15 protein-coding genes are annotated in these 14,786 nt (G+C 68.4%); 10 read left to right on the forward strand and 5 right to left on the reverse strand.

The features are described 5' to 3' along the window. Position 1: 1 nt before the first annotated feature. Positions 2-2,812, forward strand: a complete 2,811-nt coding sequence (locus tag ACQR3U_RS04085) for a sacsin N-terminal ATP-binding-like domain-containing protein (RefSeq protein WP_039587557.1) — start codon at positions 2-4, stop codon at positions 2,810-2,812. After that, a complete protein-coding gene (locus ACQR3U_RS04090; protein ID WP_019289931.1) occupies positions 2,809-3,348 on the forward strand; it encodes a phosphatase PAP2 family protein in 540 nt (179 codons plus the stop codon). Before ACQR3U_RS04085 ends, ACQR3U_RS04090 begins: the two co-directional genes overlap by 4 nt. 39 nt (positions 3,349-3,387) lie before the next feature. Here the strand turns inward: ACQR3U_RS04090 and ACQR3U_RS04095 are convergent, their stop codons facing one another. After that, positions 3,388-3,639 carry a DUF2530 domain-containing protein gene (locus ACQR3U_RS04095; protein ID WP_230809760.1) on the reverse strand — a complete coding sequence of 84 codons (252 nt, stop codon included), beginning with the start codon at positions 3,637-3,639 and terminating at the stop codon, positions 3,388-3,390. Positions 3,640-3,719: 80 nt separating this feature from the next. Between ACQR3U_RS04095 and ACQR3U_RS04100 the strand changes: the two genes are divergently transcribed. The 8 genes from ACQR3U_RS04100 to ACQR3U_RS04135 all read left to right on the forward strand — a co-directional run bounded on the left by ACQR3U_RS04100 (position 3,720) and on the right by ACQR3U_RS04135 (position 10,569). After that, positions 3,720-5,189, forward strand: coding sequence for an NCS2 family permease (locus ACQR3U_RS04100; RefSeq protein WP_033096781.1), 1,470 nt, complete (start codon positions 3,720-3,722; stop codon positions 5,187-5,189). Between the two features lie 44 nt (positions 5,190-5,233). Next, positions 5,234-5,665: a MarR family winged helix-turn-helix transcriptional regulator gene (locus ACQR3U_RS04105; protein WP_230809761.1), complete on the forward strand. Its 432-nt coding sequence runs from the start codon at positions 5,234-5,236 to the stop codon at positions 5,663-5,665. Positions 5,666-5,780: 115 nt separating this feature from the next. Further along, complete coding sequence (locus tag ACQR3U_RS04110) at positions 5,781-6,587, forward strand: TrmH family RNA methyltransferase (RefSeq protein ID WP_037217079.1); 807 nt, start codon at positions 5,781-5,783, stop codon at positions 6,585-6,587. Beyond that, positions 6,584-6,856 (forward strand): DUF2537 domain-containing protein, encoded by a 273-nt coding sequence (locus ACQR3U_RS04115; RefSeq protein ID WP_019289927.1) that lies wholly within the window; start codon positions 6,584-6,586, stop codon positions 6,854-6,856. The genes ACQR3U_RS04110 and ACQR3U_RS04115 overlap by 4 nt, the downstream gene beginning before the upstream one ends. Before the next feature lie 100 nt (positions 6,857-6,956). Further along, positions 6,957-7,382, forward strand: a complete 426-nt coding sequence (locus ACQR3U_RS04120) for a DUF7144 family membrane protein (protein ID WP_230809762.1) — start codon at positions 6,957-6,959, stop codon at positions 7,380-7,382. A gap of 312 nt (positions 7,383-7,694) precedes the next feature. Continuing rightward, the gene (locus tag ACQR3U_RS04125) at positions 7,695-8,111 is read left to right on the forward strand and encodes an SHOCT domain-containing protein (protein WP_019289925.1); all 417 of its coding nucleotides are present in this window, start codon (positions 7,695-7,697) and stop codon (positions 8,109-8,111) included. 210 nt (positions 8,112-8,321) lie between these two features. Continuing rightward, a complete protein-coding gene (locus ACQR3U_RS04130) occupies positions 8,322-8,747 on the forward strand; it encodes a DUF7144 family membrane protein (RefSeq protein WP_019289924.1) in 426 nt (141 codons plus the stop codon). 127 nt (positions 8,748-8,874) lie between these two features. Then, a complete protein-coding gene (locus ACQR3U_RS04135) occupies positions 8,875-10,569 on the forward strand; it encodes an alpha/beta hydrolase (protein ID WP_230809763.1) in 1,695 nt (564 codons plus the stop codon). Here ACQR3U_RS04135 and ACQR3U_RS04140 read toward each other — a convergent pair. From ACQR3U_RS04140 to ACQR3U_RS04155, 4 genes are all read right to left on the reverse strand, one after another. Then, positions 10,490-11,191 carry a DUF6928 family protein gene (locus ACQR3U_RS04140; RefSeq protein ID WP_006551661.1) on the reverse strand — a complete coding sequence of 234 codons (702 nt, stop codon included), beginning with the start codon at positions 11,189-11,191 and terminating at the stop codon, positions 10,490-10,492. The two genes, ACQR3U_RS04135 and ACQR3U_RS04140, sit on opposite strands and share 80 nt — an antisense overlap. Before the next feature lie 14 nt (positions 11,192-11,205). Further along, a complete protein-coding gene (gene sepH / locus ACQR3U_RS04145; RefSeq protein ID WP_197483268.1) occupies positions 11,206-12,075 on the reverse strand; it encodes a septation protein SepH in 870 nt (289 codons plus the stop codon). A gap of 220 nt (positions 12,076-12,295) precedes the next feature. Further along, positions 12,296-13,417: a phosphoserine transaminase gene (gene serC / locus ACQR3U_RS04150; protein ID WP_006551659.1), complete on the reverse strand. Its 1,122-nt coding sequence runs from the start codon at positions 13,415-13,417 to the stop codon at positions 12,296-12,298. Between the two features lie 104 nt (positions 13,418-13,521). Beyond that, positions 13,522-14,649, reverse strand: a complete 1,128-nt coding sequence (locus tag ACQR3U_RS04155) for a citrate synthase 2 (protein ID WP_019289920.1) — start codon at positions 14,647-14,649, stop codon at positions 13,522-13,524. Positions 14,650-14,786: the final 137 nt, after the last annotated feature.

Below are 14,786 nucleotides of genomic sequence, written 5' to 3' on the forward strand. Positions count from 1 at the left end.
CGTGACCCGGCCGGACCCCGCGGATCCGTTCGGGACCGCGGCGTTACGCGAAGGGATCCTCGCGGCCTGGTCGTCGTCGCCCACCCGTCTGCGCGAGGACGCGGCGACCGAGGCCGATCATGTCCGCGCGGGTTACCGCGACCGCGTGTTGACCGAGCTCGCCCAGAACGCCGCCGACGCCGCCGCGCGTGCCGATGTACCGGGTGAGCTGCGTGTCTGGTTCGCCGACGGCCGTCTCCACGTCGCGAACATCGGTGAGCCGCTCCACGAGGGCGGTGTCCACGCGCTGACCGCACTGCGCTCGTCGAACAAGACCGGCGCCGGATCCACCGTGGGGCGGTTCGGTGTCGGCTTCACGGCGGTGCTGTCGGTCTCCGACGACATCGAGGTGCGTTCGCGCACCGGTTCGCTCCACTTCTCGGCCGAGCGCACCCGCGCGGTGCTGGCCGAGCGGAACCTGCCCGAGCCGGAGTCGGGTGTCCCGGCGCTGCGCCTCGTGTGGCCGACGGAGGCCCCGCCGGCGACCGGCAGCGACACCGAGGTCGTGCTGACCCTGCGCCCCGGCGTGGATCCGGTCGCACTGCTCGACGCCTTCCGATCCGAGGCCCACGACATCCTGCTCGAACTCCCGGGCTTGCACACCGTCCTCGTCGCCGACGACGAATTCACCCGTCACCGGCGCGAACTCGACAGCGGCCTGTGGGAGGTGCGGATCGGCGATCGCACCTGGTGGGAGTTCACCGGAGCGTCGGCGCGATGGCTGGTGCCCGTCGTCGACGGGCGGGTCGACCCGGTCCGCAGCGATGTCCTGCGTGCCCCCACCCGCTCCGACGAGGAGCTGTCACTTCCCGCGATCGTCGTCGCCGACGTCGCCATGCAACCCGACCGGAGGCGCGTGCTTCCCGGAGCCCACGTCGAGAACGTCGCCCGCGGATACGCGCGGTTCGTCGCGGCTCTGCCCGCCGAGCAGCGACTCGACCTCGTGCCCCTGCCGGGTTTCGCGCGCAGCGAGGTCGACGAACGCATCCGCGAGGCGATCCTCGACGAGTTGGCGGCCGGCGCGTGGCTTCCCGCCGCCGACCGCAGCGCCGATCTGGTGCCCGACCGGGCCGTCGCACTTCCCGGTCTCACCGACGACCTCGCCGACGTCCTCGGCGAGGTGGTCCCGGGGCTCGTGATCCCCGAGTTGTGCGGGCCGCGACATGCGTCCGCGCTGTCCGCCGTCGGCGTGCACCGGCTCGGTCTCGCGCGACTGGCCGAACTGCTCTCCGGGCACGAACGCGATCCGAAGTGGTGGAACCGCCTGTACGAGGCGCTCACTCCGCTCGTCGTCGACGCGGTCGCGGCCGAGGAACTCGCATCGCTGCCGGTTCCGCTGTCGGACGGACGGACCGTGACCGGCCCGCGTACGGCCGTTCTCGCAACGCAACTGCAGGATATCGGCCCGGTGTCCATGCCGTGGGTGCGTCTCGTCCATCCCGACGCCGCGCATCCGCTGCTCGCCCGGCTCGGAGCCGGCACCGTGACGGTCGAGGACCTGCTCGCCGACCCGGCGCTCGTCGCGGCCGTCGAGGACACCGATCCCGACGACCTCCACCCGGAGGGCGACCTCCCGGCCGGTGAGCTCGCCGACGTCGTGCTGCGACTGGTGCCGCTCGTGTCGCCCGCGGCCGTGCCCCGCGAACTCGGGGCACTGCTGCTACCCGACACCCACGGCGACCTCGTCCCCGCCGACGAACTCCTGCTTCCCGGTGCACCACTCGCAGAAGTACTCGTCGAGGACGCGCCCTTCGGCACCGTCGACCCGTCCGTCGTCGACCGGTACGGGGCCGACGCCCTGCGGGCGATCGGTGTGGGCTGGGGATTCACGGTCCTGCGTGCGGAACTGCCGACCGGCCCCGACCACGATCTGCCCGACGAACACCTGTGGTGGGAGCGGCTCGACGACGATCCCGAGGTGCTCGTCGCGGTGCGCGACCTCGATCTCGTCGACGATCGCCGCTGGTCGCGGGCGTTGACCCTGCTGGCCGCCGAGCCCGCGACGGCCGAAGCGATCGCCGACCCCGCCGGATATACGGCGTGGTATCTGCGCACCCGCGCGTCGCTCGACGGCCGGCCTCTGGGCCACTACCGGTTCGCCGACGACACCCTCTTCGAAGGTCTGCTCGATCCCTGTACCCACCCCGACGCATCGGCCTTCCGCAGCGCCCTCGCCGGAACGCGGATCGACGACATCGAACTGGCACAGACACTGCTCGACCGGCTCGCGGACGACAGCAGGTCGCCGGGGCCGGCCGCGATCGTCGCCGCGCACGACGCGCTCGCCGCGGCGTTCTCGTCGGGTGGTCTCGATCCCGAGTCGGTCACTCTGCCCGACGGGGTGCGCAGCCTGTCGGGTGTCGTCGTCGACGCAGCCGACGCTCTCGTACCCGACCGTCCGTGGTTCGCGGCCGCGATCCCGCACGACCGCCTCGTCACCGGCGGCAGGGGAACCGCCCACGCGCTCGCGGACGTGCTCGACATCGCCGTGGCGTCCGCGGTGGTCGACGCCGAACCCGTCGAGCAGGGGAGGAGTTCGACGTGGGAGCGCGAACCGGCCGCGGTCCTGGCCGGAATCGTCGCCGGGGTGCCGCTTCCGCGCGGCGTACTCGCGCTGCACGACCGACTCGTCCTCCGCTGCTCCGGAGCCCTGACCGGTGAGGTCGAGGTCCCGTGGTGGGTCGACGCGGCCGGCACCGTCCACAGCACACCGATCGGCCTGGCCGCGGCACTCACCGCGCTCACGGCTCCGGACGTGAGAACCGAACCGTGACGCTCGATGCCGCGGTGCTCGACTGGATGGTGTCGCTCCGCGAGCCGTGGCTGACCACCGCGGTGACCGCACTCACCCACACGGGCGGGGGAGTCGCGACGAGCCTGATCGCCGCGGCGACGACGCTGCTGCTGGTGCGGGCCGATCGTCTGTCCGACGCCGTCCTCGTCGCCGGAGCGGTCCTCACGGGCTGGCCGTTGATGGTGTTGCTCAAAAATCTGTTCGGCCGTGTCCGGCCACCGGAACCCGAACGGCTCCTGGCCCTGCGCACCGAGTCGTTCCCGTCCGGACACGCGATGACCAGCGCAGTTCTGGCCACGGTGCTCGTCGCGGTCGTCGTGCGCACGTGGCCGCGCGGCGATCGCCGCCGGACCGCCGCGACGATCGCGCTCGCCGGTTACACCCTCGTGATCGGGCTCTCTCGCGTCTACCTCGCGGCGCACTGGTTCACCGATGTCGTCGCAGGCTGGATCTTCGGGATCACATGGGCCCTGCTGTGGGTGTGGTTGATCACTCGGGTGCGGATCCGTCGCTGACACCGCTGTGGGCTTGTCGCGGACGGCCGTGGGCGAGGGTCAGTCCAGCCCCGCCTGGGCACCCCGGTCACCGCGTCGGGCGGCGCGACGCTGCAACAGGAAGAGCGCAGTTCCCAGCACCCCCACCACGATTCCCGCCACGCAGACCGGAAGCACATCGTCCCGGAGTTCGCCGCCCACCACCGCCACGACGACGGTTGCCACCACCCACAGACCGGTTCCCACGGCAAGCGCGGGGCGAGGGTCGGCGAGGCGTCGGATGCGGGCTGCGACGAGCTGGGCGGGTTCCACGGTTTGCAGATTAGTTCCTTCGCGCTGCAATAATCGGTTCCCGTTGCGACGCCCCGTACTCGACGAGCGGATTTGTGGACATGGCCGTAGGCACCGACTCCAAGCGAACGTCCTTCCTGGACACCTATTTCAAGATCACCGAACGCGGTTCCACCGTGTCCCGAGAGGTGCGTGGCGGCATCGTCACGTTCTTCGCGATGTCGTACATCGTGGTCCTCAACCCGCTGATCCTCGGTAGCTTCTCCGCCGAGGACGCGAGCGCGAAGATCGACGTGATGGGCAACATCCTGCCCATCAACCAGGTCGCCGCCGTCACCGCGCTGGTCGCCGGCTTCATGAGCATCGTCTTCGGTGTGGTCGCCAACTATCCGTTCGCCATCGCCGCCGGCCTCGGCATCAACAGCCTGCTGGCGGTGACCATCGCGCCGCAGGTCACTTGGCCCGAAGCGATGGGCCTGGTGGTCATCGACGGCATCATCATCGTCGTGCTGGCCCTGACCGGTTTCCGCACCGCGGTCTTCAACGCGATCCCGGCAGAACTCAAGGCCGCCATCGCTGCCGGTATCGGCGCCTTCATCGCCATGATCGGCCTCGTCGACGCCGGCTTCGTCCGCCGCATCCCCGACGCCGCCGGCACCACCGTCCCTGTCGGCCTGGGCATCGACGGCTCCATCGCGTCGTGGCCGACCTTCGTCTTCGTCGTCGGTGTGCTGCTCATGGGTGTGCTCGTCGCACGCAAGGTGCGCGGCGGACTGCTGATCGGCATCGTCGCCACGACGATCCTGTCGATGATCATCGAGGCCATCGCCGACGTCGGCCCGTCGCTGGGCACCAACCCCAAGGGCTGGAACCTCAGCACCCCCGACGCCCCCGACTCCTTCTTCGGCATCCCGAACCTGAGCCTCGTCGGCAACGTCGACCTGTTCGGCGCGTTCACCCGCATCGGCGTGATCGCCGCGACCCTGCTCGTGTTCACGCTCGTCCTCGCGAACTTCTTCGACGCCATGGGCACCATGACCGGCCTCGGCAAGGAAGCCGGCCTGGCCGACAAGAACGGCACCCTGCCCGGCATCGGCAAGGCCCTCGTCGTCGAGGGCACCGGCGCCATCGTCGGTGGGGGCGCTTCCGCCTCGTCGAACACGGTGTTCGTCGAATCGGCCTCGGGTATCGCGGAAGGAGCCCGCACGGGCCTGGCCAACGTGGTCACCGGTGTGATGTTCCTGCTCGCGATGTTCCTGACCCCGCTGTACGAGGTGGTCCCGATCGAAGCGGCCGCTCCGGCTCTCGTCGTGGTCGGTGCCCTGATGATCGGCCAGGTCCGCGACATCGACTTCTCGGTGTTCGCTGTGGCGCTGCCGGCCTTCCTGACCATCATGGTCATGCCGTTCACCTACTCGATCGCCAACGGCATCGGCGTCGGCTTCATCACCTGGGTGATCCTGCACGCCGCGAGCGGCAAAATCCGCACCATCCATCCGCTGATGTGGATCGTCGCAGTGCTGTTCGCCCTGTACTTCTCGGTCGATCCGCTCACGGAACTGCTCACCTAGGCAGCCGACGCGTGTTTCGGGCGATGTGACGTATTCTGCACGCCATGATCTCGGATACACGCGCACTCGCCGGTGACCTCTCACTCGTCGTTGTGCGTCTGACGCGTCATCTGCGGGGGAGACGCACCGATTCCCGAGTTTCTCTGACCCAGATCTCGGCAATGGCCACCCTCGCGCAGGAAGGTGCGATGACCCCGGGGGCACTGGCAGCGCGCGAACGCGTCCAACCACCCTCGATGACCAGGGTCATCGCGTCTCTGCACGAACTCGGTCTCGTCGAGCGGACGCCGCACCCGACGGACGGACGACAGATCATCGTGACGCTGTCCGAAGCCGGGAGGGAATTGCTCGCCGACGAGGCGCAGGCACGCGAAGTGTGGCTGACCGAACGGCTCGACAAACTCGATCCCGACTCGCTCGCCACATTGCGCGACGCCGTCGGAATCCTCACGGCGCTCGTCGCTGAAGACGACTGACCGCACCGCGGTCGATGACGACTGACCGCACCGCGGTCGATGACGACTGACCGCACCGCGGTCGTGACGACCGACCCGGTGCGGGAGGGTGCAGGGCCGCTGGGAGAATGACCCGGTGGTTCACGTCATCGACATCGACGATCCTTCCGACCCCCGGGTGGACGACTTCCGCGATCTCAACTCCGCGGACCGTCGGCCCGACCTTCCCGGTGGCAAGGGTCTGGTGATCGCAGAGGGTGTGCTGGTGGTCCAGCGCATGCTCGACTCCCGGTTCGCTGCGACGAGCCTGCTCGGGGTGAGTCGGCGGCTGGACGAACTCGCCGACGACCTGCGTGACGTCGACGTGCCGTTCTACCGCACCGATGCGGCGACCATGGCGGAGGTCGTCGGCTTCCACCTCAATCGCGGGGTGCTCGCCGTCGCGCACCGGCCCGAACCGCTCTCGCTCGACGACGTCCTCGACAAGGCGACCACGGTCGCGGTGCTCGAAGGGGTCAACGACCACGAGAACGTCGGCTCGATGTTCCGCAACGCCGCCGGACTCGGCGTCGACGGTGTGCTCTTCGGGAAAGGATGCGCCGACCCTCTGTACCGGCGTGCGGTGCGCGTGTCGATGGGGCACGTCCTCCGGGTCCCCTTCGCGCACGTCGACCGGTGGCCGTACGACCTGGATCTGTTGCGCAGCAGAGGATTCCAACTGATCTCCCTGACCCCGGACCCACGGGCGATCCCGCTCGCCGAAGCGATGACGGGGGAAAAAGTCGCGCTCCTGCTCGGCGCCGAGGGGCCGGGCCTGACCGAACATGCGATGCGGGCGACCGACGTGCGTGCCCGGATTCCCATGGCTGTCGGCACGGATTCGCTGAACGTGGCCACCGCGGCTGCGATGGCGTTCTACGAGCGGGTGCGGCTTCCGCGATGAGCCAGGCTCGCGGTCCCGCGCCCACTCCCTGGGCGACGGGGCTCACGCTGACGGCTTTATCCTTCGTCGCCACCGTCATCACCGTCGTCGCCTGCGGGCAGGTGCTCGGCCGGATCCATCCGGCCCTCGCCGTCGTCGTCAATGTCGTGACGGTCGCGGGAGTCGCGCCGACCGTGTGGTCGTGGCTCCGGGTGCAGGTACTGCGCTGGCTCGCCGCCGGTTTCCTGGCCGGTGTGCCGTTCGGCTGGCTCGCGCTGCTCGTGTCCTGAACGAGTTCTGGGTGCGATTGCCGGCGGAAAACCCCAACCTCCATTGGAGAATTCCGACGAAGCGCACACTCGAGATGTCGGGTCATCCGGAAGGAGCATCATGTCACGCAATGTGCATGCCGAGCGGGAGGAAATGTCGGTCAAGCAGGGTCTCGCCGCGGGAACGTCGGTCGGTGCCGCAATCATCATGACCTTGATCGGTGCTCTGCAACTGTTGCAGGGAATCGCTGCGGTCGCCGAGGACGAAGTCTTCGTCGCCGGCCAGGAGTATCTGTTCACGTTCGATCTCACCACGTGGGGGTGGGTCCACATCGTTGTCGGTGTCGTAATGGTGATCGTGGGCATCGCGTTGATTTCCGGGGCGACATGGGCGCGCGTCTCCGCAATGGTCATCGCCGCGCTGTCGATCCTGGTGAATTTCATGTGGCTTCCCTACTACCCAGGGTGGGCGCTTGCGATCATCACCCTCGATGTAGTGGTCATCTGGGCGATCGCGACCTGGAACCCCCGCGCGGTGTACTCCTGACCGACTCGAGCCGGTACCGAATCGCGCCGATTGCGCAAACCGATGTCCTCCACCCATGAACGGGCGTATGGCATATCCGGCCCTCCCCGATCAGAGGGACGGAGGTCGTCATGACTGAAGATGGACCTGCCGAAGCCCGAATCGGACAGTCGTCACGATTCGACGCCGGTATCGATGAGTGGACCGGGGGCCGCGAGTAGTGGCAGTGCCGTAGCGGCACACCGCAGGGGGAAGCAGGATTCGAGATCTTCATTCTCCGGTGGTTTCATGGGGGCATCGTCCCGCCATCGGTTCGGCCGAGGAGGTTCGGCTATGGATTCATTCTGGGACTACGTGTGGTACACCGTCGTCGTATTCGCCTTCGTGGCATACCTGATCGTCCTGTTCCAAATCATCGTCGACCTCTTCCGGGATCACTCCGTGTCCGGTTGGGTCAAAGCGATGTGGGTCATCGGTCTGGTGCTCCTTCCGTACCTGACAGCGCTGGTCTACCTGATCGTTCGCGGTCGGGGAATGGCTCTGCGGGCACAACAGGCCCAGGCCGAGGCGAAGCAGGCCACCGACGAATACATCCGGACCGTGGCGGTCGGGAAATCCCCGGCTCAACAGATCGCCGATGCCAAGGCCCTGCTCGACTCCGGTGCGATCACGCCCGCGGAGTACGAACACCTCAAGGCGCAGGCGCTCGGCAACGCCACGACCGGACGTGACGGCGTGCCCATCGCGTGAATCGTCGTCGCGGGGAGGGCGCTGCGGACGGAGTCCTCCCGTGGTCGGCTCGTGCGTTCGACGCCTCGTCGCGTCGAGGAGCCGGCGGTCGAAAGTGTAAGGGTGGCAGAATAACCCGCAGGCACCCTTGTTCCTGAGAATCGGACCGTGACCGTTCCTCGCGAGGATCGGCGCACGGTCGATGTCTCCTTCTTACACGAGAGGATTGTCATGTCACAGGATGTACGCCCCGACCGGGGCGGGGTCAGTGTCAAACAGGGCATCGCCGCAGGCACCTCGATCGGAGCAGCGATCATCCTGGCAACTGTCGGCATCGTCCAGATCTTCCAGGGCATCGCTGCGGTGGCCGAGGACGAAGTGTTCGTGCGGGGCGTGGAATACACGTTCAAGTTCGACTTCACCACGTGGGGATGGATTCACATCGTCCTCGGTGTCGTGATGCTGGTCGCCGGTCTCGCGTTGATGAGCGGTGCCACGTGGGCTCGCGTCACGGCCATCATCATCGCCGCGTTGTCGATCATCGCGAACTTCCTGTGGTTGCCGTACTACCCGTGGTGGTCGATCCTGATCATCGCGTTGGACGCGGTCGTGATCTGGGCGATCTCGACCTGGCAGCCACGCTCCGACTACTACTGACGCGACCGTGCAAGAAAACGGCCGCAACGTCCGGGGTGATCCGGGCGCGAACGTCGCGACCGAAGTTCCCCGATCGCGGGCACGGCGGTGGGCACTGCACCTCACACTTCCCGGGTGTTGGGGTGCAGTGCTTTTCGCGTGCCTGTCGTTCACCCCGTCGTTGCTTCCGCGCGGCGGGATCCTGCAGGGGATGATCTGCGGGATCACTGCCGCGATCGGATACGGCCTCGGCGTGCTCCTCGCGTTCGTGCGGCGCGCCTTCGCCGACCGGCCTCCTCGGTCTCCCAAGGCTGCGTCGTGGTGGATCTTCGGCGCCTGCGGGGCGGTCCTCTTCGCGGTCTTCTTCGGGCTCGGCCAGTACTGGCAGCACGAGATCCGTACTCTGATGGGGGTTTCCGAGTACAACCTGGCACTTGCGGTTCTCTCCCCGCTCGTCGCGGTCGTGATGTTCGCTGTGCTGCTGGCGATCGGACGTGGTATCCGCGCCCTGTACCACTGGGCGGCACGGACACTCGACCGGTGGATCGGGCAGCGGGCCGCGAACGTCGTGGGGTGGGTTCTCGTCGCGGGACTCGTGTACGCAATCGTCTCCGGAGTGCTCCTCGCCGGCTTCATCGACGCCGCCAATGCGGCGTTCTCGGCGCGGGACACGAGAACCGAGGAAGGTGTGCAGCAACCGACGACCGCACTCCGCTCCGGTGGACCGGATTCGGTCGTTCCGTGGGATTCTCTCGGGTGGCAGCGGCGGATCTTCGTCGGGCAGGGGCCGACCACCGAACAACTCGGTGAGTTCACCGAAGGTCCTGCCCTCGAACCGATCCGGATCTACGCCGGCCTGGCATCGGCGGGCGACACCGAGGATCGCGCGTCCCTCGCTGTCGAGGACCTCACCCGGGCAGGAGGATTCGAGCGGAGCAACCTGGTCGTCGTGACGACGACGGGGAGCGGCTGGGTGGACCCGGCCCTGGTGGACTCCGTCGAGTACCTCACCGGCGGCGACGTCGCGACGGTCGCGATCCAGTACTCCTATCTGCCCTCGTGGATCTCCTATCTCGTCGATCAGTCGAAGGCGCGGGAAGCCGGACGCGACCTGTTCGACGCGGTCTACGACGTCTGGTCGAAGCTTCCCCAGGACGCCCGCCCCCGACTGCTCGTGGCTGGGGAGAGCCTCGGTTCGTTCGGCGGGGAGACCGCCTTCAGCGGCGAGTACGACCTGCGCAATCGCACGTCGGGCACGGTCTTCGCCGGACCTCCGAACTTCAACGTCCTCTTCCGGGAGTTCAGCGATCGCCGGGAGGCCGGCAGCCCCGAGATCGAACCGGTCTTCCGGGACGGCCGCACGGTGCGGTTCACGAACGACCCACAGGCGGAGATCCCGCCGACGGACGAGCCGTGGGAGGGGAGTCGGGTGCTGTATCTGATGCACCCGTCGGACCCGATCGTCTGGTGGAGTCCGCACCTGATCACGAGTGAGCCGGACTGGATCGGCGAAGCCCCCGGCCGCGACGTGCTCGAGGACATGGTGTGGATCCCGTTCGTGACCTTCTGGCAGGTCACGGCCGATCTGCCCTTCTCCACGGGTGTCCCGGCCGGGCACGGCCACAAGTACAGCACCGAGTACGTCGACGCCTGGGCTCGTCCTGCAATCCCCGGAGATCACACCCGACGACATCGACGAGGTGAAATTCATTGTCGGAGCAGAGGAGTGACGAGTCCGACCGGGAGCGTCGCTCGACGGCACGTCAGTGCGCCGCGAGTCGCCGCCACCAGGAGGTCTTCGGTGCGGGGACGGAGATCTGCGGGACCGGGGTGCGCAGCGTGAAACTCCAGGTGTCGATGTTCCGCGGGTCGAGTTCGTCGTCGCGGCGCCCGACATAGCGGAACCCGAGCCACGCCCCGTGGGCCTCCTCGACGAGCTTGCGAGGGTGGAAGGGCAGGGACTCCGGGGGAGGGGGTACGTTCGGCGGCCAGCGGAGCGGATGCTCGCCCGCCCAGAACGGCCGCTCCCATACGAACGGGATTCCCTGGTCCTCGAAGAACTCGACGGTGTTCGCTCCGAAGCCGCGGCGCAGCCGGCCGCACTCCCACACGGCGAACGATCCCCACGCACCGGCCGGATCGGATGCCAGCAGGCACGTGCGTTCGGCGGCGGGCGTGCGCAACCACATCGTGGGCAGCTCCGAGGGGTGGCGTAGTGCGAATCGGGGGCTCGACACCACCGTCACACCGGGATAGCTACCGACCCGGAACTGTTCGGCGCCATCGTCCTCGCCGGTGCCCCCGGCGTCGGCGAGCGGTACCCGCGCGCCGGGATCGACCTGGAACTCCGGGAACAGACGCGACAGAAGTGCTCGCGCCGCATCGCGGTCCGGAGAGAACTCGCGCAGCACCGCTACTGGATCGGGTGCGTCGACGTACCAGAGCGTCGACACTGTCGCCGACATCGTCGACGACTTCCTCAGACGCGTCCGTTACTGCGCACACCGAGCAGCACGTCGTCCCACGAGGGGAGCGCGGGCTTGCCGCGCTTGTCCTTCGCGGGAGCCTGCGACGCGCGCGATGCATCGGCGTCGTCGGGCACCGTGACGGCGACGGTGGTCTCCTCGTCGGCGACCGGCTCCGGAGCCGGTTCGTCGGAAGCGGGAGCCTCCAGCGCGATCGGGGCGTGATGGTCGGCGTTCTCCACCTCAGTGGAATCGTCGACGTCGCGCGCCGAGTAGACCGGGGTCAGGTAGCGCAGGGGACGGCCGCAATCGGGATCGACGAGATCGGCGGCAATGTCGTCGAGCGCGGTGATCGTGCCGCCGTGAGCGTCGGGCTGGTAGCGCCAGTGCGCGCGGTTCGTGGAACGACCGGCGTGCCACCGCAACTGCGCGACCCAGAAGCCCTCGTCGTCGCGCCAGGCGTCCCACTCGGCTTCGTCGAGGCTGTGCCCGCGAGCACGGAAGGCCTGCGTGACGATCTCGTGGAGGGTCTCGACGGCGGGACCGTCGGGGCGGACGGGATGGCCTTTCTTGGCCATGTCGGCGGCCCGGGACCGCTCGAGCAGGACGGGATAGGCGAACCGTTCGACCTTGGCGACCGGGACGCCGGCCTCGTCGGCCACCTGTTCGACCGAGGCGCCGCCGCGGATGCGGGCCTGGATCTCGCGAGGGCGGAGCTGGCTGGTCGTCTCGATCTGGATCTGGCCGAGACGGGCCAGATCTCCGCGAGCGGCCGCGCGCAGGGTGTCGTCGACGGGAATGCGGAACTTGTCCCCCGTCGTGGGATCGGCGAGCACCACATGCTTAGCATCGGGCTCGAGACCGACCACTCGAAGCTCTCGCACCTTGACCTCCTCGCGCCGATCGCGATTGACCCGCCCGACTGTAACCGACCTGGATATTTTTCGTGGCCGGACACGCCGCGCCACGCCGAGCGACATCGCAAGAAATCCGACGCGGCGCGTTATCGTCCAGGGTTCGCCGAAATGTCTCGATGCGAGGTTGAGACTATGACAACAACGGGGCCGGATCCGACATCGGACCCGGCCCCGCTGTGCGGCGTACTCAGAGCTGGGAGACGACCCAGTCGATGCACTTGGTCAGCTGCGTGACGTCCTCGGGATCGATGGCCGGGAACATACCGATGCGCAGCTGGTTGCGGCCGAGCTTGCGGTACGGCTCGGTGTCGACGATGCCGTTGGCCCGCAGGATCTTCGCGACTTTCGCCGCGTCGACGGAGTCGGCGAAGTCGACGGTGCCGACGACCTGCGAACGCAGCGACGGATCGGCGACGAACGGCGTCGCGTACTCGGAGGCCTCGGCCCACTCGTACAGGCGCGAGGACGAATCCTTCGTGCGCGCCACGGCCCAGTCGAGACCGCCGTTGCCGTTGAGCCACTCGATCTGGTTCGCGAACATCAGCAGGGTGGCCAGTGCCGGGGTGTTGTAGGTCTGGTCCTTGCTGCTGTTGTCGACGGCGATCGGCAGCGACAGGAACTCGGGGGTGAAGCGACCCGATTCCTTGATCTCGGCGACACGCTCGAGCGCGGCCGGGCTCATCAGCGCGATCCACAGGCCACCGTCGGCGGCGAAGCACTTCTGCGGGGCGAAGTAGTACACGTCGGTGTCGGAGATGTTCACCGGCAGGCCGCCGGCACCCGAGGTCGCGTCGATCGCGATCAGGGTGTTGTCGGAACCGGCGGGACGCTGCACCGGAACCGCGACACCCGTGGAGGTCTCGTTGTGCGCCCAGCCGATGAGGTCGGCCGATGCGTCGGCGACGATCTCCGGAGCCGAGCCCGGCTCCGAACCCACGACGATCGGATCGCCGATGAACGGGTTCTTCTTCGCGACCGTCGCGAACTTCGACGAGAACTCGCCGTAGGTGAAGTGCTGCGAGCGCTCCCGGATCAGACCGAAGGCCGCAGCGTCCCAGAAGGCGGTGGTGCCGCCGTTGCCGAGGACGACCTCGTAGCCCTCGGGCAGGGAGAACAGGTCGCGCAGACCCGAGCGGACACGGGCGACGACGTCCTTGACCGGCTTCTGCCGGTGGCTGGTGCCGAACACCGAAGCGCCGACATCGACCAGCGACTGCAGCTGCTCGGGACGAACCTTGGACGGGCCGCAGCCGAAGCGGCCGTCTGCGGGCTTGAGGTCGGCGGGAATGATCGGTGACGCGTCTGCCATCGGAATGCGTGTCCTAAGAGTCGAGGGACATGGTGCACAGGCAGTCTAGACCGCCCCCTCGGAGCCTCCGCCGGGCGCTGGTCGGCCCGGCCGAGGAAGAGGCATCAGCGATGCGTGATCGAATCCCAGCCCGTGACCTCGGAGGCAGGGCGGGGATCGGGGCCGGTGTAGATCGCCGCGGGACGCACGAGCTTGCCCAGACGCTTCTGCTCGAGGATGTGGGCGCACCAGCCGGCGGTCCGTCCGCAGGTGAACATCGCGGGCATCATCGCGGCGGGGACCTCGGCGAAATCGAGGATCACCGCAGCCCAGAACTCGACGTTGGTCTCGATCGCCCGGTCGGGACGACGCTCGCGCAGCTCGGTGAGGGCGGCCTGCTCGAGCGCGGCCGCCGCCTCGAAGCGCGGAGCGTCGAGTCGCTGGGCGGTGCTGCGCAGCACCCGGGCGCGGGGGTCCTCGGCGCGGTAGACGCGGTGACCGAAGCCCATGAGCTTCTCCTTGCGGTCGAGGATGCCCTTGACCAGACCGCGCGGATCGCCGGTGCGTTCGGTCTCCTCGATCATCGGCAGCACGCGGGCCGGGGCACCGCCGTGCAGCGGGCCGGACATCGCGCCGACCGCGCCGGAAAGCGAGGCGGCCGCGTCCGCGCCGGTCGAGGCGATGACCCGGGCAGTGAACGTCGAGGCGTTCATGCCGTGCTCGGCCGCCGAGACCCAGTAGGCGTCGATCGCCTCGACGTGCTTGGGATCCGGGTCGCCCTTCCACCGCACCATGAAGCGCTCGGTGACGGTGCTCGCCTCGTCGATGCGCTGCTGCGGCACGGCGGGCTGGTAGATGCCGCGGGCGGACTGCGCCACATAGGACAGGGCCATCACCGCGGCGCGGGCGAGATTGTCGCGGGCCGTGGCGTCGTCGATGTCGAGCAGCGGACGGAAGCCCCAGATGGGTGCGAGCATCGCCAGACCGGCCTGGACGTCGACACGCACGTCGCCGGTGTGGATCGGCAGGGGGAACGGCTCGGCCGGGTACAGGCCGCGACCGAACTCGCCGTCGACGAGCAGGGCCCACACGTCGCCGAAGGTCACTCCCTTCTCGACGAGCTCTTCGATGTCGACGCCGCGATAGCGCAGTGCGCCACCGTCCTTGTCGGGCTCGGCGATGTCGCTCGTGAAGGCGACCACGCCTTCGAGTCCTGCGACGAAATCCTCGGGAACTGACGCGCGCGCTGCCATGACGGTTGGGCTCTCCTCGTTCGAGCACGGCCCGGTCCGAGCCGCGCTGCCGGTGGAATGAGGTCACCGTCAGGTGTGATCGGCGCCCCACTCGGGTCGTCGGGAAAACTGTAGCGCCCGTGGTCCGAGCGTCGCTG

Source organism: Rhodococcus sp. IEGM1339, assembly GCF_050321925.1.
GTDB lineage: Bacteria > Actinomycetota > Actinomycetes > Mycobacteriales > Mycobacteriaceae > Rhodococcus > Rhodococcus pyridinivorans.